Annotated in this window: 17 protein-coding genes and 1 tRNA gene; 9 read left to right on the top strand and 9 right to left on the bottom strand. The window is 67.7% G+C overall.

Annotated elements, in window-relative coordinates; genetic code table 11:
- Positions 1-3 precede the first annotated feature (3 nt).
- Genes D7Y21_RS09800 through D7Y21_RS09790 form a run of 3 tightly spaced genes read right to left on the bottom strand, consistent with a single transcriptional unit; the run spans position 4 to position 7,996 of the window.
- Complete coding sequence (locus D7Y21_RS09800) at positions 4-1,299, bottom strand: hypothetical protein (protein WP_147443348.1); 1,296 nt, start codon at positions 1,297-1,299, stop codon at positions 4-6.
- Complete coding sequence (locus tag D7Y21_RS09795) at positions 1,299-6,878, bottom strand: FlgD immunoglobulin-like domain containing protein (protein ID WP_147469242.1); 5,580 nt, start codon at positions 6,876-6,878, stop codon at positions 1,299-1,301. The genes D7Y21_RS09800 and D7Y21_RS09795 overlap by 1 nt, the downstream gene beginning before the upstream one ends.
- A gap of 2 nt (positions 6,879-6,880) precedes the next feature.
- Positions 6,881-7,996, bottom strand: coding sequence for a peptidylprolyl isomerase (locus D7Y21_RS09790; protein WP_120566213.1), 1,116 nt, complete (start codon positions 7,994-7,996; stop codon positions 6,881-6,883).
- 309 nt (positions 7,997-8,305) lie between these two features.
- Between D7Y21_RS09790 and D7Y21_RS09785 the strand changes: the two genes are divergently transcribed.
- A complete protein-coding gene (locus tag D7Y21_RS09785) occupies positions 8,306-9,583 on the top strand; it encodes an APC family permease (protein WP_121712760.1) in 1,278 nt (425 codons plus the stop codon).
- A gap of 54 nt (positions 9,584-9,637) precedes the next feature.
- On the opposite strand, the gene D7Y21_RS09780 is transcribed toward D7Y21_RS09785, so the two are convergent.
- Positions 9,638-10,909, bottom strand: coding sequence for a DEAD/DEAH box helicase (locus tag D7Y21_RS09780; RefSeq protein WP_121712732.1), 1,272 nt, complete (start codon positions 10,907-10,909; stop codon positions 9,638-9,640).
- Positions 10,910-11,137: 228 nt separating this feature from the next.
- Positions 11,138-12,142, bottom strand: coding sequence for a hypothetical protein (locus tag D7Y21_RS09775; protein WP_121712730.1), 1,005 nt, complete (start codon positions 12,140-12,142; stop codon positions 11,138-11,140).
- 461 nt (positions 12,143-12,603) lie between these two features.
- Here D7Y21_RS09775 and D7Y21_RS43430 point away from each other — a divergent pair, with 461 nt between their 5' ends.
- Together D7Y21_RS43430 and D7Y21_RS09765 are read left to right on the top strand one after the other, a co-directional pair.
- The gene (locus tag D7Y21_RS43430; RefSeq protein ID WP_121712728.1) at positions 12,604-14,349 is read left to right on the top strand and encodes an FAD-dependent oxidoreductase; all 1,746 of its coding nucleotides are present in this window, start codon (positions 12,604-12,606) and stop codon (positions 14,347-14,349) included.
- 37 nt (positions 14,350-14,386) lie between these two features.
- Positions 14,387-14,725, top strand: coding sequence for a UBP-type zinc finger domain-containing protein (locus D7Y21_RS09765; RefSeq protein WP_120566218.1), 339 nt, complete (start codon positions 14,387-14,389; stop codon positions 14,723-14,725).
- On the opposite strand, the gene D7Y21_RS09760 is transcribed toward D7Y21_RS09765, so the two are convergent.
- Positions 14,722-15,651 (bottom strand): LysR family transcriptional regulator, encoded by a 930-nt coding sequence (locus D7Y21_RS09760; protein ID WP_121712726.1) that lies wholly within the window; start codon positions 15,649-15,651, stop codon positions 14,722-14,724. The genes D7Y21_RS09765 and D7Y21_RS09760 overlap by 4 nt on opposite strands.
- Before the next feature lie 89 nt (positions 15,652-15,740).
- Between D7Y21_RS09760 and D7Y21_RS09755 the strand changes: the two genes are divergently transcribed.
- Positions 15,741-16,757 (top strand): MBL fold metallo-hydrolase, encoded by a 1,017-nt coding sequence (locus D7Y21_RS09755; RefSeq protein ID WP_233612041.1) that lies wholly within the window; start codon positions 15,741-15,743, stop codon positions 16,755-16,757.
- A 96-nt stretch (positions 16,758-16,853) separates the two neighbouring features.
- Here D7Y21_RS09755 and D7Y21_RS09750 read toward each other — a convergent pair whose 3' ends face one another.
- Complete coding sequence (locus D7Y21_RS09750; RefSeq protein ID WP_121712722.1) at positions 16,854-18,722, bottom strand: hypothetical protein; 1,869 nt, start codon at positions 18,720-18,722, stop codon at positions 16,854-16,856.
- Positions 18,723-18,725: 3 nt separating this feature from the next.
- Entirely contained in the window at positions 18,726-19,277 is a 552-nt protein-coding gene (locus D7Y21_RS09745; protein WP_158619415.1) for a GNAT family N-acetyltransferase, read from the bottom strand.
- A gap of 139 nt (positions 19,278-19,416) precedes the next feature.
- Between D7Y21_RS09745 and D7Y21_RS09740 the strand changes: the two genes are divergently transcribed.
- The 3 genes from D7Y21_RS09740 to D7Y21_RS09730 all read left to right on the top strand — a co-directional run bounded on the left by D7Y21_RS09740 (position 19,417) and on the right by D7Y21_RS09730 (position 21,186).
- Positions 19,417-19,650 (top strand): hypothetical protein, encoded by a 234-nt coding sequence (locus tag D7Y21_RS09740; protein WP_120566223.1) that lies wholly within the window; start codon positions 19,417-19,419, stop codon positions 19,648-19,650.
- Between the two features lie 312 nt (positions 19,651-19,962).
- Positions 19,963-20,976, top strand: a complete 1,014-nt coding sequence (locus tag D7Y21_RS09735) for a hypothetical protein (protein WP_147469241.1) — start codon at positions 19,963-19,965, stop codon at positions 20,974-20,976.
- 136 nt (positions 20,977-21,112) lie between these two features.
- Positions 21,113-21,186, top strand: a tRNA-Arg gene (locus tag D7Y21_RS09730).
- 288 nt (positions 21,187-21,474) lie between these two features.
- Here D7Y21_RS09730 and D7Y21_RS09725 read toward each other — a convergent pair.
- Positions 21,475-22,080 (bottom strand): hypothetical protein, encoded by a 606-nt coding sequence (locus D7Y21_RS09725; RefSeq protein ID WP_147469240.1) that lies wholly within the window; start codon positions 22,078-22,080, stop codon positions 21,475-21,477.
- 350 nt (positions 22,081-22,430) lie between these two features.
- Here D7Y21_RS09725 and D7Y21_RS09720 point away from each other — a divergent pair, with 350 nt between their 5' ends.
- A complete protein-coding gene (locus D7Y21_RS09720; protein ID WP_147469239.1) occupies positions 22,431-22,946 on the top strand; it encodes a hypothetical protein in 516 nt (171 codons plus the stop codon).
- Between the two features lie 164 nt (positions 22,947-23,110).
- The gene (locus D7Y21_RS09715; protein ID WP_158627267.1) at positions 23,111-24,073 is read left to right on the top strand and encodes an RNA polymerase sigma factor; all 963 of its coding nucleotides are present in this window, start codon (positions 23,111-23,113) and stop codon (positions 24,071-24,073) included.
- Positions 24,074-24,134 lie beyond the last annotated feature (61 nt).

The following is a 24,134-nucleotide window of genomic DNA, read 5'->3' as shown; positions in this document are numbered from 1 at the left end:
CAGCTACATCTCGGCGCCGCCGCCGTAGCAACGGCAACCAATGCCGTTGCAGATCATGACCGTGCCGGGCCCGCAGCCATCCGGGGTACCGCATGCACCGACCTCCATCGCGCAAGCCTGGTTCGACGGGCAGCTACCGCACGAGTAGGAGGAGAAGCATTCATCCGAGAACGTGCCGCACTGTCTGCCGTAGCAGGCCTGTTCCTGGGTCCGGGGCGTGCAGGTGCCACAGACATTCGGGGTTCCCGTACCGCCGCAAGACTCAGGGGCCGTGCACGAACCACAGTTGAGCATCCCCCCGCAGCCGTCAGACACGCTGCCGCAGTTCTTGCCCAGCTGCTCGCACGTCTTGGGCATGCAGCAGCTTCCGCTCCCGAGGCAGACCTGTCCCTGATCGCAGGTGCCGCAGTTCAGCGTGCCGCCGCAGCCGTCGGACACGGAGCCGCAGGTACGGCCCAGCTCCGAGCACGTCTTGGGGGCACAGCAGTTGCCCGCGGCGGTGCAGACATTGCCCGTGGAGCAACTGCCGCAGTCGAGCGCGTTGCCACAGCCATCCACCGCGGGACCACAGGCGCGTCCCTGCGTCGCGCAGGTGCTCGGCGTGCAGCACATGTTGTCCGTCTTGCAGAGCTGACCGGTCGGGCAGCTTCCGCAGTCGAGCCGGCCATGCGTCGTCTCCGGGATGACGCCACACTGCTTGCCCACCCGTGAGCAGATGTCCGGAGACACCCGCGGCGTCACGAGCTGGTCCATGAGGTCCACGTGTGCGGCGTAGTTCGTCCTCGGCGCACTCGCGGGGGGCGTCCGGATGTTGATGCCCGAATGCGCGGTGGCGCCCAGCGCCTTCGACTGGCGCGCCCTCAGCCCCGCCCCCACCAGCACATCCGGAGTCTCCCCGGGATTCGTCATCCAGAGGGCCACTTCCGTATCCGGCGGCGGCGAATCCGTCAGGAGGACGGCCTGGCCCTGGTCGAAGGGCGTGAGCAGCGTCTGCCCGACGGTGTTTCCCAGGACGAACAGCGGCGCGGTGATGGCCCGCGGCATGAACTGGCTTCGGCTCAAGCCGTCCACGCGGATGAGCAGGCCGTCCTGGAGCGTGACCTCCGCCCCATCACGCCAGACGGTGAAGCCCTCTTGAATGTGGACGGGCTCCACGGAGACCACCGTCCCCAGGCCCGAATTCTGGGACCGGATCGCGGGGGCAGGCGCAGGCGCAGGCGCGGGCGCGCGGGCGGCGGGGGCCTTGTCGCTACACGCGAGTGACAGGCCCAACAGAAGTGTCAGCAATAGGCGGTTCATCAGAATTCGATCTCCAGGTCATCCAGGGCAACGCTTCCCTGAGCGGTCTCGCCATCCGCCAACCGGATGCGGACCTTCGTGATGTTTCCAAGGTCGACGTCCGTCGCCGTGCCCGCGAAGCCCGCGAGCGGCAAGCGGAACGTCTTGAAGGCGGCCGACGTCGTGTTCATCAAAGCGCTGATGGGATTGATCGAGCCGTCATCCCGGTAGCGGTCCTCCGGCCACCAGATTCCCGCCCCGTAGATGGAAGGGACCTGGCCGAACCCATTCAACGACATCGCCTCGACGTGGCCCGCCCCGTCCTCCAGCTCCACCCGGAAGCTCAGCGCAGTCCCAGCGGCCGTGTAGGCATGGCCCGGAACCTGGGCGACCCGGAAGTTGAGGCTGCGGGCCAGCCGCAGGTCCTGCTTTCCGACGGGAACCGTCTGTTCATACGCCTGGTTGCCATTCCAGGCGAAGCGCGCCCCCTTGGTGGCCTGGAAGAAGCGGTTGGCGGGCTCCGCCTCCAGCAGCAGGTCGGTGTCCAGCAGCGGTCCTTCGGACAACTCGGCCAGGGTGGAGGTGACCGGCGCCCCCGCGCTGGAGAGCGTCAGTTGGGAGTTGGATTCATAATCATCCAAAACCAGTCGGGTCCGGGTGGCAAGCCGCGCCTGGGAATACATCGAGAGCCCGGCAGGAGTTCCCAGGGGAGCCAGGGTCGCCGGCTGCTGCAGGAAGTAGTCGCCCGCCGCGCGAGACCCTTCGTCCACGAACCTCAGGAACGCCGTGATGTAGGCGGTCGCGACCAGCCGCTGCGGTGCGCCGTCGATCAGCGTGCCGGCGGCTCCCACCGGAGTGTCCAGGATCTGCCGGTCGAACTGATCCTGATAGGTTATCGGGTCTCTTCCCTTCCAGAGCAACTGCACGTTCGCATCGCTGGCCGGCCAGCTCGTATTGAAGTGGTTGTGGTTGGCCCCTTCGATGCGGAGCGCGAAGCGGTCCCCCTGGGCACGGTCGTAGTGGATGAAGGGCCGCACGGTGGACATCGCTCCGTTCACGTCGCCATCCGCGGAGCCATACATCAACAGATACGGCACGTTGGACGGAGTGATGGGAAGCTTCTCCACCGCGAAGCTCACCGGCGCCAGGCTGATGATGCCCTTGATGTTGCTCGGACTCAGCCCCGTGAGCGTCCCGCCTGGAGGCACGGATCCGAAGGCCGGAGCACCCGAGGCGTACTGGATGAGCTGGTGCTGGGCCACGACCGCCGCCTCACCGCCGCGCGAATGCCCCATGAGATAAATCCGGGACGCGTCGATCTTGCCCGCGATGGCGGGGACCGCCGTGGAGTTGGTCAGGAGCAATTCAAGGTTCTTCAACAGGACCCAGGCTCGAGCCTGGATGCCCGGGGTCGGCCGCCACCGGTTCGGCGGGATGGCGGGATAGCCACCGTAGACATTGCCGCTCAGTCCATCGAGGTCAATGCTGACGGTGATGAAGCCTTGCGAGGCCAGGTGCTCCTGGAGGTACCGGTAGCCCTGGTAGTTCTCGCTCGACGTCATGTCGGGATCCACCGTCACCGCGACCCGCTTGGCCCCGGGGGCGGGCTCGATGAACAGGGTGCGGGGGGTGTGATTGCCGTGCGCGATCATCACCAGCGGGCGCTTGACGGACAGGTCGGTCGGGAAGACCGCCAGTCCCCTCAGGGGCAGGAGGGCTCCGGCGGGGGTGACCTCATCCCATCCGCCCGGCAGACGCGTCGTGAACTTGGGCTTCGAAAAGGTGTCGCCAAATTCGAAGCTCTGGATGCCCAACCCTCCCGGTGTCACATAGGAGCCCTCCACGTCGACCGCGGGCAGTCCTTCGGGGCTCACCAGCAGGTCTCCCGGATCCAACCGGCCATCCCCCACGAAGTCCGCGGGCGCGTCCGCGAAGTTTCCGAAATCATAGACGACGTCATAGGACCCTTCGGCCGCCGCGGCCCAGAGGGTGAGGATTTCGGGGTCCACATTGGCGGCCCCGACATCCAGCTGCTTCACGGCGCCAGCGGCGGGAACCTGGACGAGGTTGGCGTTCGCGGCCCACAACACCGCGTCCCGGTGGGCCACCAGGTAGACGTTCGCCCGGCGTCCCGTGCGCTCACGCTGACGGGTCCGATCCAACGCGACCTTGACGGGGCGGCCCACGTTGACGGTGCGCAGTTCCCGGAAGTGGGGAGTGTTCACCGTGTCCTCGATGCCCACGGCCGCTGGCGTAGGCGCCAGCCGGTAGCGCACGCGCTCCTCGGCCAGCAGGTCGCCATTCACGCGGTAGGTCAGCTTGAAGACCGCCTCACCGACCATTTCCCGGCCATAGGCCAGCAGCTTCAATCCGCCCGCGGGGATATCCCAGAGCTGCAGGGGCAGCGCGCCCAGGGGCCGGTACAGGGTCCCCTCCTCGTAGAACTCCACGAGCCCCGTCGGGCCGCTCTCCTGTTCGAACGTCAGCGAGAAGCCCGGCAGGAGCGGATCGACCTTGATCGACAGCGGGCTCATCCGCGGACGCTTCTGCGTGAAGTTGGCGGCCGTGACGATGGCGGTGCCATGGGGACGCTCCAGGTGGACCCACTCCGGGGACTCCCCCGGCGTCGCGGGAGCCACCACCATCGGATCCAGCGCGAGCCCATAGAGCGTGAACGTGCGCGGCGGGCTCACGCCCAGCGGAACACCGCCCCGGATGGCCTCCGCCTCGAAGGTGTAGTCCCCCGCGGGAGGCACGACGCCCGCGGTGTTCTTGCCGTTCCAGTTCGCCGTCCGGACTTCACCCTCGCCTCCTCCGGTCAGCGTCCCGGAGGCCACGGTGGTGCCCCCCGTGTTCTTGATGCGCCACGCATACGAATCCACCGGGACCGAGTCCACGAGGCCCGTGGCCGACACCCGGAAGTTCGCCGTCGCCGAGGCGGCGAGCAGCTTCTCGCGCTGGACGTAGCGGTCGCTGGAGCTGGAAACCTGGGTCTCCACGTTCTCCACCACGATCACCTGGGGACCGGCGGCCACCGCGAGCTGCTGCCCCACGCCCGTCTGGACCGACAGGATGATGTCGAACGTCCCGGAGACCCGCGCGCCCGAGGCGTTCGTGCCATTCCAATGGAGGAAGAGCGGCAGGCCACGGCTGGACTGGTTGAGGAGCGGCGTCACGCCCTTGTAGGCGATCTGGGTCGTCCCGGAATAGACGACGTCCATGATGATGGCCGTTCCCGTCGCGAACGCCACCTCGTCATAGAACGCCGAATCCAGGTGCACCGCGACGAGCACGCCGCTCGTGTCGTTCTCATGGAGGACGCGCGCGTTGCCAGGCAGCGGGGAATCCAGGCAGGCCAGCGACGCGCAGTTGCCGATGGAGACCGGAACGGTGAGCGAGCCCTGCTTCCCGGCTTGATCGTCATCCGTCACGGTGAGGGTGATCTGCCAGCGGCCCTGGCACGCGGGCGGCACGTTCGCGCCCGCGGGGAACAGCAGGATGTTCGTGACAGAAGGCCCCGACGGCAGCGTGGGAACCGGGCACGCGGCGGTGGGAGGCGTCGCGCTCCACTGGTAGTGGGTGATGCCCATCCCCGGCGCGGGCGCCGTGCCGTCGAACGTGTTGTCCAGGTCCATGCTGGCGGAGCCGTCCACGACGATGGGGGCGAGGTTCAGGCCGGACAGCAGCACCGTGGGGCGGATCAGCGGTCCGTTGACCACCGCCTGCGGCGCGGTGTCCGGGGGCAGCACGCTGACCGAGATCTGCTTGGAGCCTGGATTGCCCTCGCCATCCAGCCCACGCACCTCGAAGGTCCACTCCCCGGCGGGGACGGTCTCCGCGCCCAGCGTCAGGATGGGACCGGTGGTGCTGTAGCTGGGGAACAGGGTCGAGATGGGAGCGAGCGGATGCTGGGACAGGTCCTGGCTGGCGTACCATTCATAGACGCCCGTCAGGCCCGGGGAGACGGTGACGAAGCGGCCATCCGTCAGGTGGCAGCGCCCCGGCTCGGTCGGGCACGGCGAGTCCGGGTCCTCGGAGATGCTGGCATCCAGCACCAACGGCCCCGAACCGATGACGTGCCGCGACGGCGGGTCGCGGAAGGCGAACTTGGGCATGCCGTCGAGCAGGACGGTGACCTCCTGGTTCACCGACTCGTCCTCGTTGTCCGTGGCGGTGAGCCGGAAGATCCACGTGCCCGGGACCGCCTGCGCGGAGCCCCCGGCCAGCGCGGAGATGGAGGACGTGAAGGCGGCCACGTTCATCGTCGCGCTCGAGGAGAGCACGGAAGGCACCGCCACGCCCGCGTCATAGGGGGCCTGGACCACCTCCCACTTGAACGTGAGCTGGCCACCGTCTTCATCATCCAGGATGGTGGTCTCCAGTTGGATGGGGTTGCCCTCATCCACATGGGTGGCCCCGGACAGCTGGATGCGCGGCTTGATGTTCACCACCGTGACGGTGATCTCACGGGACAGCGAGGCCCCCTCGTTGTCCGTCCCCGTCACCTTGAAGCGCCAGGTCCCGACCTCCTTGCCCGTGGTGGGGATGCTGAGGCTGGACTGCGTGGAGTACCCGGTCTGGACGCCAGGCGTCGACCCCGTGGGGGCCGACAGGATGTCCCAGCGGAACGTCAACTCGCCGCCATCCTCGTCATGGGTATTGGTGACACCCACCTGGATGTTCTTCTGGACCACGACCTGCGACGCGCCCGTGGCTTCGAACTGCGGCGCGGCGTTCGCGATGGTGAACTGCACCGGGAACGTCTTCATCTCCCCCTCGTCGTCATCCACCTCGAGCCGGAAGACCCACGTCCCGATGTCCTTCTCCGTGATGCCCTGGAGGGTGGGGTTGGCGGTATTGGCGTTGGTCAGCCCCCGGGTGGACGCGGGCGGCTTGGAGGTGATGATCCAGCGGTGGATGACGCTTCCCCCGTCCGGGTCGTTCGAGTTCGCCTTGAGCTGGACGGTCCCGCCCCACAACACCGGCGGCGTGGCGAGGGCGTAGGACGGACTGGCCGTGGGCGCCAGGTTGACGACGTTGTAGGTGGGATTGATGAACTGGCGGACCGCGACACTGGCCTCGCAGATGTAATTGCAGGGGGGCCGCACCGCGGACACGCACCAGCCGGAGTGCGGCACGGTGTCCAGGAAGCAGGAGAACTCGTGCTCCCCCAGATCCCTCAACGAACGCGGATTGAAATAGAAGTTGAAGTCGTACGTGCCGTCCCCGTTCCCGTCGAAGAAGGGGCACCCGTTGGGCAACGTCAGGAGCTCCGAGAACGGAGTCACCCGGTTCGGGTCGTTGCTGTACGGTGAGATGGCGACCGAGCCCGAGGGGCTGAAGCGGAAGGGCGAGCAGGCGGCCTGCGCGGGGAAGCGCCCCGGGGTGTAGATGCCATCATGCAAGACCCGCTTGACGAGCGTGTTGTACGCGAGGGTCGTCAGCTCATTGGACGCCAGGGATTGGACCGGAGCGGCGTCGGAACTGACGGCCGGGATGGATTCCAGGTCAAGGTAGCGCGACAGCTGATTCGCCTGCACGGGTGCGGGCGAGGGCGTTGTCGCAAGAAGATACACTGCGAGCAGGGCGGCGGAGGTCACGGTCAGTGTCCGGAGTCGGAAGAGGGAGCGGACGGCGCCTGCGCATCCAGCGCCAGCCGCATCGCGAGGTGGTTCTGGATCACGGCCGATGAACGCAGCTCATCGATCAGCCCTGACCGCCGGAGCTCCAGCAGTTGGGCACGCATCACCGCCGGGACACGCGTTTTGACAGCGGAGAAGGGAGCGACGACAGACGGCCCCCGGGCCTTCAGCCGGAAGACATGGAAGCCCTGCTCCGTGCGCAGCACCGGGGAGACTTCCTGCAACGAGAGCGCGTTCAGTCGCTCCCAGACCTCGGCGGGCACCTGGGCGGCGGTGAGGCGAACGGATTCGCCGCCGGAAAGGGGCGCTGCCGTCGTGGCGGGGAGCCAGCTGCGTCCCACCGGGCGGGACTCGCCAGCGGCCGCCAGTTGCTGTTCCCGAAGGGCGCTCGCCTCCTGGGCACGTGCGGAGACCTCTGCCTCTGTCGCCTCGGGCGGGACGGCGACCCGCAGGTCCTCGACGTCCAGGTGGGCCGAGATCTGGAACTGTTCCGGATTGCGCTCGAAGAAGGCCTGGAGGGCGTCCTCCGGGAAGCTCCGGGCGACCCGGCGTTCGACGAGCTGCTCCGCCAGCAAATCCAGGCGGACGCGGCGCTGGAGCTCTTCACCCGACGCCTCGTCCGAGGCGGGGGTTGCCTCCGTGCCCAACGCGTGACGGCGTGAAGCGAATGCCTTGTCGAGCGCCCGCGCATCCACCGTGAGCTGTTCCTGCTCGGCGGCGTGCTCTATGAGCGCTTCATTGATGAGCCGTTCGGCCAGCGCGGCCTTCTGGGCCTTGGCCAGACTCCCGGGAAGGTGCCCATCCCGCATGCGCAGCCGGGCGACATCGTTTCGCCAGAGCTGGTTGAAGCGCTCGAGCGAAACCTCCTCGCCGTCCACCACGGCGATGGCGTTCGACTCCGGGTCCTCGGGATTCGAAGGGCTGGCCTGTGGCTGGCCAAGGCCCACCCAAAGGCCAATCGAGGCGACCGCTGAAAATGTCAGGAAACGCCATCGCCAGGGACGGCCCACGGCATGGATGGCACGAGATAGGAATTCAAGTTTTGGCACAGCGCAGCCTGATAGCAGCGCGTCCATTTCAACGTCTAGAAGGGCAATCTTTGGCGCGGAACTACTTGCCTGAGGCAACTACATTGCGGGCCACCCATTCAACTCAGCGTACGGGTTCTGCGCAGCCGTCAGGACCAACGCCAGGTCAATTGCGCCACCACCGGGCATGCTGGACCCGGGGTGGCAAATCAAACGGGAGTGCCAGGCGCTCGTCAGGGAAAGGAGCACGGCTTCGCGCGAATTCGCGGATTCGCCGCATTCGTGCTCCAGTGGGATCCCCTCTCCTTCCGTCCGTCCATGACCACCGAACCCCATTCGCCTCCTCAAGAGCCGGGCATGCGGCGCGCGGTATCGCGCTGGGAAATTGTCGGGTTCTCCATCAACGACGTCATCGGCAGTGGTGTCTACCTGCTGCCCGCGGCAGCCGCCGCGAACCTGGGCTCGGCCAGCACGGGCGCCGTCGTGCTCGCGGGGCTGGCGGTGCTGCTGCTCGTGCTCTGCTTCGCGGAGGCGGCCAGCTACTTCGACAAGCCCGGCAGCGCCTATCTCTACACGCGTGAAGCCTTTGGAGAACGGGTGGGGTTCCAGGTCGGCTGGATGACGTGGCTGGCGCGAGTCTCGTCCGTGGCCTCGTTGTCCGTCGGCTTCTCCCGCGCGCTGGGCTTCCTGTGGCCCGCGGCGAACTCGGGCATGGGACAGGGCTTGGCCATCGCCGTGCCCCTGCTCGCGCTCACCGCCATCAACGTCGTGGGCGTGAAGGGCGGCGCTCGCACCGCGGTGTTCCTCGCCGTCACCAAGACGGTGCCCCTGCTGGTGTTCATCGCCGTGGGCCTCTTCTCCGTGTCCGTGCCGCTGGCGACGTCGGTGGCTCCCAGGGATGGAGGCAACCTGGGGTCCGCGGTGTTGCTGCTGCTGTTCGCCTATGCCGGCTTCGAGAACACGGCGGCTCCGGCGGGTGAGTTCAAGAACCCTCGCCGCGACGTGCCCTTCGCGCTCATCGTGCAGATAGGCGTTGTCACCCTCATCTACACGGCGGTGCAGTGGGTGGCGCTGGGCACGTTGCCCGGGGTCGCGGACGCGCAGACGCCGCTCGCCAACGCCGCCGCGCGGTTCCTCGGGGGTTGGGGTGGGCTCCTCATGACGGTGGGCGGGGTGCTGTCCATCCTGGGGACCAACAGCAACACCGTGCTCGCCGGGCCGCGCTACCTGTACGCGCTGGCCCAGGACGGCTTTGGCCCCGCCGCGCTCGCCACGCTGCATCCGCGCTACCGCACGCCGACGGTCGCCATCCTCACGCAGACGGCCATCGCCCTGCCCCTGGCGTTCTCCGGCTCGTTCGAGGTGCTCGCCACACTCTCCGTGGTGGCCCGGCTCGCCACGTACTTCGGCACGGCCCTGGCGGTGCCCGTGCTGCGCCGCAAGCTCCAGGCGCCCCCGAACGCGTTCCGCATCCCGGGTGGGCCCGTGATTCCCCTCGCCGCCGCCGCGCTGTGCGTCGTCTTCGCGCTGAGCGCGGAGCGAGAGAACCTCATCGCCGGGGCCATCGCGCTCGCGGTGGGCTTCGTGCTCTACAAGTTCCAGCGCAAGCCGGACGGGAAGGCGGCGCTCGGATAGCGCGGGAGGTCGCACGCTACGGCCCATTCGCCGCGTTCGCGGCGATGAAGGGCGCTACGGCTTGCGCTTCGGGGGCGGGACGGCGGCGGCGGCGGCGGCTTCGCGCAGCTTGTCCTTCTTGCTCTTGCGCCGGCCCTTCACGCCGCCGTTCGCATCCAGCGGCGGTGCGGCGGACACGGCCGTCGGCGTCGGTTCAAAGCCCGCCACCTGCTCTCGCGCGACGGACAGGTGGTTGCGCTTCTCGATGAGACGGAAGTGGGCTTCGGTGTCCGCGCTGACGAAGCTGATCGCCACGCCCTGGTCGCCCGCACGCCCCGTGCGGCCAATGCGGTGCACGTAGTCCACGGTCGAACGCGGCAGGTCGTAGTTCACGACCGCGGGCAGGCCCGCGATGTCCAGGCCGCGCGCGGCGACGTCGGTGGCGACGAGGACGCGCACGCGCTTCGCCTTGAAGTCCGCGAGCGCCCGCGTGCGGGCCCCCTGGCTGAGGTCTCCGTGCAGCGACGTCGCGGGGATGCCGGCGCGGTTGAGCTTCAGCGCGACATGGTCCGCCGCGTAGCGGCTGGCGACGAACGTGAGGACGTGGGACCACGCGTGGGTTTCCAGCAACTGCCGCAGGAGCATCGTGCGCCGGGGCGCATCCACCTGGATGGCCCGCTGGAGGATGAGGTCCGCGGAGGGCAACTCTCCGTCATCGACGTCGATGCGCGTGGGCTCGTGCAGCAGTCGCTCCGCGAACGTACGCACGGCGGGCGGGAACGTGGCGGAGAACAGCAGGTTCTGGCGGCGCGCGGGCAGGAGCGTGAGCAGGCGGTTGAGCTCGTCAGCGAAGCCCAGGGAAAACAGCTGGTCGGCCTCGTCGAGCACCAGCGTCTCCACCTCCCCCAGCCGGAGCGCGTTCTGGTCCACGAGGTCCAGCGCGCGGCCCGGTGTGGCCACGACGACGTCCGCGCCGCCCCGGAGCGCCAGCATCTGCGGGTTCGCGGAGACGCCGCCGACCGCGAGGCAGGTCTTCAGCGGCTTCTTCAAGTGGCGGCCATACCGCTGGAGGGAGTCGACGATCTGGGCGGCGAGCTCCCGCGTGGGGACCAGGATGAAGGCCCGCACCGGCCGGACCGCCCCACCCGGCCGGGCGCGCAAGGCCTCCAGGAGGGGCAGCAGGAACGCCGCGGTCTTCCCCGAGCCCGTCTTCGCCGAAGCCTGGACGTCGCCGCCGCGCAGCACCACGGGGATGGCCGCGCGCTGCACCGGCGTGGGTTCGTCGTATCCAAGTTCGGCCACGGCGCGGGCGAGCGCGTCCGACAGGCCAAGTGAAGCGAAGGTCATGGGAGGGGAGCCCTGGGTGGCACGACGCGGAGAACCCTACCCTACCTGGCGCGGGGGGCGGCGGCTTCACTGGCGGCAGGGGTGTCCCGGCAGGTAGATGGAAGCGGTGGAAGCGGCTCCGGGTGACCCGCTCGAGGCCTCCGGGACACCCTCCAGCTGCGACAGGACCTCAGGGGCACGCTGGCGGACGAATTCGATCAGAAGCGGCCAGTCCATCCGCGGCTTCTATCAGAGGTTGCTTTCCTCGGTGTCCGGATCCAGGCGCACGAGGTACGGCGGGACGGTCCACTTCAGGGCCTGGTCCAGGTTGCCCGCCCTTGCGCTTCCGAGGAGCAGGATGGGGGCGAGCCCCATTCCCGTGATGAAGTCCCCGGTGCCGTCGGTGCGCCGTCGGTACTCGGCGATGGCATCCTTGAGGTGGGTGGTGCCACCGCGCGAGCCGATCAACGCGTTCAACATGCCCGCGGCGTTCACGCCCTTGGTCACCGCCGCCCGCAGCGCATCCCTGTACTCGTCGTACTCCTCTTGCGTGAGCAGGCTCTGCTGACGGATCCGCTTGAGGTAGCGGAGCTTCGGAATCAACGCGTCGCGCTGGTCGCGCAGCAGGCTGCCCATGAGCGGGACCTGTCCCGCCGGGTCGTTGTGGAAATACTGCTGCGTCAGGTCCATGTCGCCCAGCGAGATGTCGACATCCATGTGGATGCCCCCGACGAAATAGAGATAGAGCAGTCGCGCCAGGTCCGAGAAGTATTTGACGTCATCCCAGATGCCAGCCAGCGCGGAGTGGCCGGCCCGACTGGCCAGCTTCGTCAACCAGCCACCGCTGTCGAGCCGCTCGATGGCGAGGACCCGAAAGCCCGCCTGCTCCAGCCTGCGCCGTTGGATGGCGCGCAGGGGCCGCTTGTCCTCGGGCGCTTGAGGGCGCTTGGAGAAGATGAAGACGCCCTTCGTCTTCGCGATCGCCCCTTCGAGGTGCGAGTCCAGCACCCGCTCGACCTCGTCGGAATACCAGAGGTGACACGTCCAGCCCGCCCGCTTCGCCCGGAGCCCATCGGAGATCAGCTCGTCGACCACCGCGGGACTCATGGGTCCGCCAGTCCAGAAACGATGGATGTTCTTCGGGATGGCGTGCGTCGTCCCCATCGGAGAGCCGAGGATCCCCGAGATGATCAGCGCCTCCTGGGCCTGACTGGGATGCAGGTGCATCTGCCCGGCGGTCGAAGCACGGGGCATGGCGAAGAGGCCTCGAGGGACCTCCAACAAGGGCGCGGGCGTGAGGCTCGCGGACGGGCGGGACCTCCGGATATCGAACAGCCGAACAGGAGTCTCACCCACGCTCGGCCCCTGGGGACCGTGCTCCGCGCAGATGCCGAGCGAGCAGAAACGACACGTGTCGCGAACCCACTCACCGATCAGCGCTCCACTTCGATGCGCCGGGTCATGGCAGATTCCCAGATCACAGAATGCACACATGGCCTGCGTCCTCGAAGGGTGAACGAGCGTCGAAAGCGCGCAGTCTGTCCGCAGGCACGTGGCACGGGAATGGGTGCGCCGAGACCTCCGCCCCCTGCCTCAGTGAAGCATTCTTGAATTTCCGGCAGGGGTGAGGGGTGGAGAGAAGGCGGGCGGCCGGTGGAGCACTCTGCCCGTGCTCTGTCGCCCGCGCGTCCCATGCCCATGCATTGAGCACGGTCATGCCTCCCCCTCCCTTGCCTCCGAGCCTCGAGTCGCGCCGTCCCCAGATGTTTCCCGTCCTGGACGCCCGGGACATCGAGCGCATGCAGCGCTTCGGTGAGGTCCGGCACTTTCGTGATGGGGAGTGCCTCTTCGCGGCCGGACAACCGAGCCCTGGGATGCTCGTGCTCGCCCAGGGCCGAGTGGCCCTCTCCCGGCGCGATGGCCTGGGGCACTCGATTCCCATCGTGGAGGAGGGCCCGGGCCAGTTCCTCGGTGAAGTGGCCCAGCTCTCCGGACGCCCCTCGCTCGTCGACGCTCACGCGGTAGGGGAAGTGGAGGCGCTGGTCATCCCCCCGCACCGGCTGCGTGCGCTGCTCGTGGCGGAGGCGGACCTCGGCGAGCGCATCATGCGCGCCCTCATCCTGCGCCGCGTGGGCCTGCTCGAGACAGGCGCCGGTGGGCCCGTCCTGGTGGGCCCTCCCGAGGGCGCGGGCAGGGTTCGCCTGGAGGGCTTCCTGTCGCGCAATGGCCACCCGTACCTCGCGATGGACCCGGCGCGGGGCGCGGAGGCGGCTTCACTGATCGAGCGCTACTCGCCACACGCGGAGGAGCTCCCGCTCGTGGTGTGCCCGGATGGCTCGGTCCTGAAGAACCCCTCCGAGAGCACCCTTGCCCGAGCGCTCGGACTGCTGCCGGAGGGGGCCTTCGAGACGCACTATGACGTCGCCGTGGTGGGCGCGGGGCCCGCGGGGCTCGCCACCGCCGTGTACGCGGCCTCCGAGGGGCTGCGGGTGCTCGTCCTGGATCAGCGGGCCTTCGGGGGGCAGGCGGGCGCGAGCGCGCGCATCGAGAACTATCTGGGGTTCCCCACGGGCATCACCGGCCAGGCGCTTACCGCGCGCGCCTACGTGCAGGCGCAGAAGTTTGGCGTGGAGATGGCCATCCCGGCAGAGGTCGCCTCCCTGCGCTGCGCCGCCCCTGGCGCGCCGCTCACGCTCGCGCTGACCGACGGGCGCAAGGTGCGCACGCGGACCGTGGTGGTGGCCAGCGGCGCGCGCTACCGCCGTCCCGCGCTCGCGAACCTCGGCCAGTTCGAGGGCCGTGGGGTCTTCTACTGGGCCAGCCCCATCGAGGCGCGCATGTGCGCCGACGAGGAGGTCCTGCTCGTCGGCGGTGGCAATTCCGCGGGCCAGGCGGCCGTGTTCCTCGCGGGCCATGCGCGTCGGGTCCGCGTGCTCGTGCGTGGCCGGGAGCTCGCGGCGAGCATGTCCAGCTACCTCGTCGAGCGCCTGGCCGCGTCCCCTCGCATCGAGCTGGTGATGGAGACGGAGGTGGTGGAGCTGGCGGGCTCGGACGAGCGCGGCCTGCGGCGCGTGCGCTGGCGGCACCGACCCAGCGGGCGGGAGGAGGCGGACGACGTGCGTCACCTCTTCCTCTTCATCGGGGCGGATCCGGCCACGGAGTGGCTCACGGGCTGCGGTGTGACACTGGACGCGAAGGGATTCGTGCGCACGGGCTTGGTGCTCGGCGAGGAGCCGCTCCAGGCGGAAGCCTGGGAGGCCGCCGGGCGGGCGCCGTTGGGGTTCGAGACGAGCCTGCCAGGAGTGTTCGCCATCGGCGATGCGCGCTCGGACTCCGTCAAGCGGGTGGGGGCGGCGATTGGAGAGGGTGCGGCCGTGGTGGCGCAGCTGCATGCCTGCCTGGCCTCCGCCGCCACACGCGTTGCGACAGGCCCCCTCGCATCCCCATGTTCGACACGATGAGGCCATCGGTCGGAGGCCCCAACACGGAGCGCGAGCCATGAAGAAGGCATGTCCCCACCTGGAAGACACCCAGCAGCACCGGACGGCTCCCGTCCACCCCAGCGGCCACGGATGCATGGAGTGTCTGAAGGACGGAGGGGACTGGGTCCATCTCCGGATGTGCCTGACCTGTGGGCACGTGGGCTGCTGCGACGACTCGCCGTCACGCCACGCGACCCAGCACTTCCACGCCAGCGCCCATCCGGTCATCAAATCGTTCGAGCCTGAAGAGAACTGGGCCTGGTGCTACGTGGACGAGCAGTTCCTGGACCGGATCCCCACCTTCCCAGGCGAGTCACCGCCGGTGCACTACTCAGCCCCCATGAGCGCGCCCTAGGCACCTCCCTCATCGCGCCACAGGTTGGGCCGGCTCGCGAACAGCTCCGTCAACCAGTCGATGAAGACCCGCGCCCCGGCGCCCAGCTGACGTGTGGGTGGGTAGACCAGGAAGAGGGGCCGGGGTTCGGGCCGCCAGCCGTCCAGCACCCGCACCAGCTCCCCGGACGCGAGGTATGGCTCCAACACGAAACGCGGAGCGAACATGACACCCAGGCCGGCGAGCCCCGCGGCCAGGTACGCATTGGTTTCGTTGAGCGTGAGCAGGCTTCGACCCTGGACCTCCAACCGCTCGCCCTCGCGAACGAAGACGAAGGGGAGCTCCTTGCCGCTCAGCGACGAGAAGTAGCTGACCACCGCGTGCACCGGACCCGCCAGCTCCAACGGGTGGAGGGGCGCGCCGTGGCGCTCCAGGTAGCGGGGGGATGCGCACAGCCAATAGCAGAGGTCGCCCAGGTGTCGTGCCACCAGGGACTCGTCCTTCACCGTTCCTCCGCGAATGGCGCAGTCGACGTTGTCCGCGAGGAGGTCCACGACGCGGTCGCTCACGCCCAGCTCGATGTGCAGCTGGGGGTAGCGCGCGTAGAACGACGGCAGCGCGGGGACGAGCAGCAGCCGGGCGATCGTCCCACTCGACTCCACCCGCAGGCGCCCCCGGGGACCGCGCCGTGACTGGGACAACGTGGCTTCGAGCTCCCGCACCTCGCCCAACAGCCGCAGGGCCTGCTGGTAGTAGGTCATGCCCTCCGGGGTGACCGTCACGCGGCGCGTGGTGCGGTGCAGCAGCTTCACGCGCAGATGCGCCTCCAACTGTTGGATCAGCCGGGTCACCGCCGCCTTCGGGCGGCCCAGCGCGTCCGCTGCCTTGGTGAAGGTGCCGGTCTCCACCACGCGGACGAAGGCTTCCATCGCCGTGAACGTGTCCATCTTCCACCTTCCGATTGTTTCAGCGGTGAAACGCAGTGTGCGAAGTGCTCCCGTTTATCCCAGCGGAGGCGGGGCGTATCTCCTCGTGCATGCAAACGACCCCTGCTCGCGGTGCCTTCCTCGCTGTCTCTCGTGCCCTCACCCTGCTGATGCTGAGCGGTGCTCCCCTGCTTTCGTCCGCCGTCCACGCCGCCGCGCCCCAGGTCCGGACCCAGGCCCCCGGGTTCCATCGGATGATGCTCGGCGACTTCGAGGTCACCGCGCTGTCCGACGGCACCGTTCCCCAGACCGTGAGCGAGGTGGCGACGGGCACGACGCCATGGCGGGTGAAGGAGCTGCTCTCGCGCGACCACCTGGAGGATCCGGTCGAGCTGTCCATCAACGCCTTCCTCATCAACACCGGCACCGCGTTGGTGCTCGTGGATACGGGCGTGGGGAGCTTCTTCGGCCCTGGCGTGGGAGGCCAGCTCCAGCAAAGCCTCAAGGCGGCGGGTTATCGCCCCGAGCAGATCGACGTGGTGTTGCTGACGCACATCCATTCCGACCATTCGGGTGGGCTCATGTCCAAGACGAGCCGGGCGTTCCCCAACGCCATCCTCCGGGTGCACGCGCGAGAAGCGGGCTTCTGGCTGGGTCGCGATGGCCAGACGAAGGGAGCGGTGGACCCGAAGTACTTCGAGGAGGCGCGGGCGATGGTGGGGCCGTACCAGGACGCGGGGATGCTGAAGACGTTCGGAGATGGGGACGCCATCGTTCCAGGCATCCGGGCCATGCCGACCCCGGGACATACGCCCGGGCACAGCGTCTACGTCGTGGAGAGCCGTGGAGCGCGGTTGGTCCTGTGGGGCGACCTGATGCACTTCGGCTCGGTGCAGCTGCGCGAGCCTTCGGTGACGGTCGCCTACGACGTCGATGAGCGCGCGGCCTCGGCGCAGCGGGCGCGTGCGTTCACGGAAGCGGCGAAGCGCGGCGACCTGATCGGCTTCGCGCACGTGCCCTTTCCCGGTCTGGGCCGGCTGAGCGCGGAGGGCAAGGGCTACCGGTGGATCCCGTTCAACTACAGCTCCGGCCAGCGCTGGGAGGGCGCGAAGGCCAAGGCGGAGTGAGCGGGTTCCGTAACGAGGCAAGGACAAGCCCAGCCACCCGCTGGGATGACTGGGCTTGTCCGGTGGAATCCATGCCACGGCGTGAGGAGGGGGACGCTACTTGCGCTCGAGCAGGGTCCTGATGGCGCTCAGGATCTTGTACTGCCGGAGGTTCAGCTTGCCCAGCCGGCCTTCCACCGGGTTGGGCGTGGGCGGCTCCTCCAGCGGGTTCTCGGCGCGCGGGTTCGTCAGGCAAAGGAACTCGCAGATTTGAAGCAGGTCCTCGGGAGTGAAGCCGCTCTCGTATTTCGAGACATCGGACGGCTTGGTCATTTTCTCCTTCAGCTCCTGCGTGAGCCTCGTGAGCTCTTGCTGCGTATCCAACTGGAAGGTGGCCCTTCTCGAATCCATGGCGTGCATGCTGTTGAAGGTTTCGGTTTGCCGGGCCTGGAATTGCTGGAGCTGTTCGGAGAACCTGGGTTTGTTGCGTGAGGCCGTATTGGGGAAGCCGTTGTTGCGGGCCGTGATGTAGGGAGGCATGGAGGCCTGGCTGACGCCCACCTTCAGCTTCCGGTCGTAATGGATGTACTTCCCCACGCGCGTCGGCGGCTCGATGAGGAGGATGCGCTCATAGCCGATGCCGGTCTCGTGCCAGGCCACCATGCGCTCGCCGCCGTAGCTGCGGTCCTCCTCCATGTACCGCACGAAGTAGCCGAGCAACGCCAGCGCCTCCATGTTTCCGCTCCGCATCCCCAGGTGCCGGACGTCGCACACGCGATGAAGCAGCTCGTAGAGCTGGTATTGCGCCACGCGCTTCCCGCCGGAGAGCTCCTTCCAGGCAGGCTCCGTCCAGAACTCGGTCAGGTCGAAGCAGCGCGGCTCCCCGTAGTAGGACTCCAGGCTGCGGCAGATATCACCGTATTGATACTTGCGGCTGAACGTGTCCTTGACGCCTTCATGAAGGATGGGTTTGTCGCCCGCGATGATGACGCAAAAGCCCAGCTCCGCGGCCAGCCACGCCATCTGCGCCATTCCCTTGAAGCTCGTGTCGTGCTCGGGGTGGTACTCCCCCTTCTTCCCGGTGAAGCGGCTCCAGAGGATCAGCACCCTGCGCTTCTTCAGGGAGTCGAGCGAGCCCACCCGGCGGTGCAGGAAGTCGAGGATGGCGCCCTGCTTGCGGAGCTTCTCGACGGCAAACCCCCGGCGGATGGTGTCGCGGTTGTCCAATTCGGAGCTGTTCGTTCCTCCTTCCTTCTGGAACCGGTCGCTCAGGAAGTAGGTGCCCATGTTGTAGGGCGCGAGCCAGCAGAAGAGCCGCTGGCTCCTCATGAGCTCATAGACGCTGTTGCTGAAGGCCGTCCGGTCGAAGCATCCCCTGGCGGTCTCCGCGAGCCGGACCCGCTCCCTGCCCAGCAGCTCGCTGAAGAAGCTGTACATCCCCGCGCTGTGGTCCTGCTCCGGCTTGTCGTCCTTGAAGTGGACGACGACGTTCATGTTCTGCTTGAGGAGCGCGCTGGCCCCGATGCCAAACATGTCGCCGCTGGCGTGTCCTCCAATGACGCACGTCACCGGCAGTTGGGCCCAGATGGTGTGCTGGACGTCCTGGATGAACCGGTAGTAGCCCTCGATCGCCCGGAACCGCAGGTCCGAGTCCTCTTCGAACTGCGCCAGCATCCGGGACAGGAACGAATTGGTGTCGTGCTCCTCGAGCTTGAGCTCGAAGATGCGGAGCAGGTCGCGCACGAAGTCGCTCGCGATCTGGCGGCGCGCATCCCTCCGGGTGCCCCAGGACTCCAGCTCGGCCCACCACTCCATCTGGTCCAGGCTGTTGCCATCCATGATGTCCGTCAGCCAGAGGTCCACCAGGGTTCCCAGCAGGGTGTTGGTGCAGAGGTCCTCGTCCTCGGCGGCATGGCGGATGATTTTGAAAAGCTGCGCCCGGAACGACTGCTTCGAAACGACGTCCTCGCCCCATGCCTCTTCCATGTCTCACCTCGTTCCTAGTGTCGGCTCCGCCGCGCGGTGGTCGCGGTCCAGGCAGAGCATCGTCGCTGCTTCCCTTCGCCCGTTCCCGAGAGGAAGGTCGCAATCCAGGGTGGGCCGGAAGCCGCGGCCCTTCAGGAGTCGGAGCGCCCGCTCATTGTCGTGCTGGCAGCGAGCGTACAGCCTGCTCAGCTCCAGGCCCTCAAAGGCCCGGCGCACGGCCTCCTCGGCCGCCGCCCGTCCGTAGCCCCGGCTCCACCAGGCGCGGTCGATGAAGAAGGCGAGCTCGGCGTGGCGCCGTGACGCCTCGACATGGAACAGGCTGCACACGCCCAGCAGTTGTTCGGAGTCCTCCGGGTGGACCGCGAACGAATGGGCTGTCCCGGCCCGGTGGGCCCGCGAGCGGACCTCGATGAAGTGGCTGCCGAAGTTCTCTGGCGCTGGCATCGGGAGGCCCGCGGGAAACGCGACCTCCGGATCGCTGACCAGTCGCTGAAGGTCTTCGGCGTGGCGCTGCGTGAGCAGCACGAGCCGAACAAGGGGGGCATGGGCGGGCATTGCGGAGGGCTCGGAGAATACCGGAGGTGGCGCTGCCGCATCCATCCGAAGCCAGCTCCAGCTCCCGGATTGCTCCCTTCCCCGCCGCTTCCTAGGATTTCGACCTTCGCCGCCTCCCCTCCTCTCAAGGAACCCCGCCATGCGTTACACGCGCAGGAACATCTCCGAGTTGCTCGAGACCGTGCAGGGCAGCCCCGACGTCATGGGCTTCTGGACGTCAAACTTCGCCGGCTCCGCCTTCACCCTGGTCCCCTCCCCCGGAGGCATGATCTGGCAGGACATCTACGCGCCCAGCCACCAGATCTGCGAGGACGGCATCCCGTACGGCACCGAGGACGGCATGAACAATCACTGCGGCGGCACCGGCTACTGACGTTGAAGGACACCGGCCCGGCCCAGTTCCGGGAGTGCACCAGCATCACCCCGTGGAAGCGCCGCTGGGAGCCTCCCGTGGGCTCTCATCGAAGGAACCTGTCCTTCTCCCAGCGAGCCTCCCTCGCCTAGCCTCGTCCAGATGCGATGCGGATCCCATCGGTGGGCTGCCTTCGGCCCTCACCTGACCATTGAGCATGACGTACCTCGCTTCGTGAGAGGGGCGTGCAGGGTTGCGCTGGTCGCGGCCCTCTCCTTCCCCGTCGTTGCTCTCTTCGTGCCCTCCCTCTGGAGCGCATGGCAGGCATGGGCCATGGCGCTCCTCGCCTGCGGGTGGGCCGCCCACCAACTGACGTCCGACTGGAAGGTGCTGCTCAACAAGGAAACACAGCTCTTGAAACTGCGGTCCGGTGTCGGCGTGTTCTTCTCCGCGAACACGCACCCGCTTGAGTCTTTTACGTCCGTGGCCCTCTCCCCCCGCGGAAAGGCGGGTGGAGGAGGCTCCAGCGACTGGGGATTCTACTCAGTGGAGTTGAAGTCCCCGACACGAACCGTGGCGGTGTCGGGGAGTAACGACCGGGAAGAGGCGCTGGAGCTCGCCCAGGCCCTCTCTCGTTTCCTGGGCGTTGATTTGAGTGTGGACGGCGGACATGCGCGCCCCGCGGACGCCCGTCTCGAAGCAGCGCCACTTGAGGGCGAGCAGGCGCTACCGTCACTCCCCCCAGGCAGCCGTATCCGGGTCCGGCAGAGTGCGCAGGGGTTGGTGTTGCAGCTGCCAGGCTGCGGCTGGAGGCCCCTGTTCGTAGTGAAGGCGGGCATCGCGCTTGTCATCGCGGTAGGTGGGCCCACCGTCTTCGGGCTGGCCTGGGTGCGCACGTTCGGCCCTCGACAACTCACCTCCGCGGAGCCGCTGACTGCCCTTGCCGTCTTCCTTTTCCTGGGAGGACTCCTTTTGTGGAGTGTCATCCGGGAGGTCAATCAGGGTTGGTCTCTCGCCGCCTCCTCACGGGGGATTGAGCATTCACGCACCGGGGGCGGGAAGCCGCGAGAAGTCACGCGACTCCCAGCGTCGCAAATCGAGGACATCGACCTGCGTGAGACGGAGGACAAGCTCTTCCGGAGCTTGACCGTCGTCATCGAGCACAAGAAGGGCTTCGTGCGGATGGGGGCGGGGCTGTCCCGAGAAGAACTCGAATGGACGGAAACCATGCTGCGCCGAGCGCTGGCAACACGCCGGGTGCCGCGCGACGAGCAGGCGGAGCGTTCCACCCAGGTCCGCAGCGAGGAGAACCCGGACGCCGAACAGGTCACGACCGCCGGGAGCTGATGAGTCCCCACGAGCCTGGGCGGGTTTCGCCCAGGCCCCCGGCCCCTCGGCCGCCGCACGGTGGACAGAGCCCGCACGCCCGGGCGTCAGACCCGTTGCGTGCATCGAGCCCCCTGCTATAACGCCCCCCGCTTCCGACCCCGTAGCTCAGTTGGATAGAGCGGCGGTTTCCTAAACCGCAGGCCACAGGTTCGATTCCTGTCGGGGTCATCGCCCTGCTTCCCAACCCCACGGAAGCAGGGCATTTTTCTGTCCGGCGGTGTTCAGGCGCGTTCGCTGGATGGGGTACCCGTTTGGTACCGGGTTTGCCCCTCCTGACGCGCTGTCCCGGTTGCGCCTCCCCGAGCAGCCAGGGGCACACGGAAGCCTGGGGCGGTGTGCGCCCCAAGAGGTGGCAAGGCTACCCGCCTCCCTTCACAGGGCCCCATGCATCCCATCCTCGACGGTCCACACGAAGTGCGGGAGAGCCACGAAGCGGGGCTACTCCCAGATCCGGAATCAGCGTCGAGCGAACGAGTACTCCGTTCGGAACCTGGAGCCGGGTTCATGCACTCGCTGCAGGTTCCCCTTCATGTCAAGGTCCCATGAGATTCCGTTCCAGATACCGATGAGGCTGGATGCATCCGTGCGGCGGAGGGTCATGTAGGACGGCGTCGGCGCCCCCTGCACGATGGCATCAACAACCCGCGGCCGCGCACCGAGCGCGAGGAGCGTCTCCCGGTCATTGCTGCGGGAAACCCGCACGTCCGAAGCGCTTCTCTCGACGGTGACGCTCCGACGCAACTCCGCGTTGGCGCCGACCCGTTCGGTCATCACGCAGCCAGCCCCTGTGATCTCCAGAAGCCAGCGGCGCTTCGGATCCGTGCTCTCCCAGAGTCCGTTCAAGAACTGGGACTGGTCGTTCGCCGCAATGACAGCCTCAATGAATCTCGCCGGGAACCAGGTCGAGGCGGTCACCCGGTCCCGCTCGGGAACGCAGAGGCCGAGGGCCGTCCCGACCGCGCCAACGAACGTGGCACAGTCCTGTTCGACCAATTGGTACTCGCCACGATTGGCCCATTCCTGACGGATCTTATCGGCAAGGTCGTACTGCGCCTTGGACACCAACAGGATCAGCCGTGCGGAGTACGGCTCTCCGAGGCTCTCCTGGACGATTCGACCCGGGATAGGCCCTTTGAAATACGACCACCTTCCGTCTTCCGAGGAGGCTTGCGACCATCAGAAAAGTCTTCGCGTTCAGGTGACGCTCCGTTGCGTGGCCCTGCGAGGGGGGACCTTGTATTCACTGCCTTCCCCCATCTGTTCACGTGGCCGCCCGGAGGGTGACACCCCTATTTTCGAGGCCTCACGGGACCAACCGGGTTGGTGCATCAACGAAGCTCCGCCACATGTCTCGTGTCACGCTTTCAAGGGTCGCGCGAATGAGGAGCATCTTCCTTCCCAGAGGTATGCCCGTGCTCCTCTCCATGATGCAGACCCTCGCCCTGGTGCTGGTGCTCTTCGGAGGGCCCGGCATCTCCGAGGTGCACGCGCCCCCCCCGGCGCCGTGCGAGTCGCTGACGTGGCTCGCGCGTGCCATCCCGGAGCGGACGCGGACCGGCTCCAGCTCCCTGAGGGCCCGCGTCTCGCAGGCGTCGTGCACGCTCGAGCTGACGCTGACCACGCCCAGCGCGATGCAGCCCTCCGAGCGGTTCCAGATGCGGGTCTACCTGCCGCTCGCGGACGTGGACCCGTCGCGACTCGCCCTGGTGGCGGCGGGAAACCAGACGGGGCTCACGCTGTACGCCCGGCCCGGGCGCGCGTTTCGCGTGGTGCGCCGGGATGGGAGCTGCTCGGAGGTCCAGTGCCACTGGCACTCGGACTTCACCGACAGGACCCAGCGGCTCGACCTCGTCCTCGATGACCCGGCAGTGGCCTGGCGCATCGCGGTGACCTTTCGCGAGCACCTCACGGCGCGCAACAGCCCCTGAGGCCGGAAGGGCGATGGCCAGAGAATGAGCGGAAACTCACCGTCCAGCTCTCGGAAGCCCCTGTAATCACAGGGCATTGAAACTTTTTGTCACTGCCTGGCCTCTCGCGCGAAGAAGGGGACAGGAAGATGCCGATGCGCCGATTGGAGGACACGGAGACTGACATGCTGCGCTCGACGAGCGGTGGCGGCGCCCCGCATGAAGTGGACCCTCCCGACAAGGAGTCCGACCTCGTGCTGCTGCGGGAGGCGCGCAGCAGCGACGTGGAAGCACGGACGGAGGCGCGCTCCCGCCTCATCCCGCTCTATCGCGAGCGGCTGCTGACGGTCGTCCAGTTCGAGTTGCCCGACCACCTGCCTGGCATCCACGAGGAGCTGGTAGCGGACATCTTCTCCGAGCTGGCTGAGCCTCGCCAGGATCGCAAGCGCGACGGATGGTCCGAGTTTCCCATCGGCGAGCAGTGGTTCGCCCGGTGGGCGGTGATCAACGGGACGGACGCCCTCTACCTTGTGCGAGCCACCCGGGGGCTCAGCGAAGCCGAGCTGCACCAGGGCCGCGGCAAACTCCAGCGCAGCACCACCCGTGAGCGCATCCTCGCCATCCTCAGGCGGCGGCTCCCCGCCGGCTACGGCCACGATCAGCTTGAGGATCTGCTCGCGCGGACATTCGCCGAGCTGTACGAGCGCTCGAAAATCAAGGGTGACCAGTGGTGTGATTACGACAAGAAGAAAGCCAAGTTCACGACGTGGATAGCGGAACGCGCCCGCAGGGATGCCATCGACCTCCTCCGCAAGGAGCTGCGGCAAGAGAAGCTCCTGGCCTGGGGCAATTTCAGGCCGTCTAGCGGGTTCGACCCGCAGCAGGCCTTGATGAGCAAGCAAAAGGCCCGGAGCATCTACCGCGCGCTCGAGCGCCTTGAGCCAGAGCAGCGCGAGCTGTTGCTCGACCACTACGGCAGTGACCTGCCCGGATACGAGCGGAAGCCGGCCAGCTTCCCCGAACTTGCGGTGCGTTATGGCAAGCCCGAGCCCACCCTCAGGCAGAGGGCCGCGCGCGCTCGCCACAAGCTGCAAACGCTGTTGCTCGAAGAGGCTGAGCGCGAAGTGTTCACCGAGGAGGACACATGAAGGGCGATGCAACCGGCGGGAGGGACCTCTCGCTTTCCCCCGAAGAGGAAGCCTACATGGA

Source organism: Corallococcus sp. AB045, from assembly GCF_003668895.1.
Taxonomy (GTDB): Bacteria; Myxococcota; Myxococcia; order Myxococcales; family Myxococcaceae; genus Corallococcus; species Corallococcus coralloides.
This window is presented reverse-complemented; position numbering and strand designations above follow the sequence as displayed.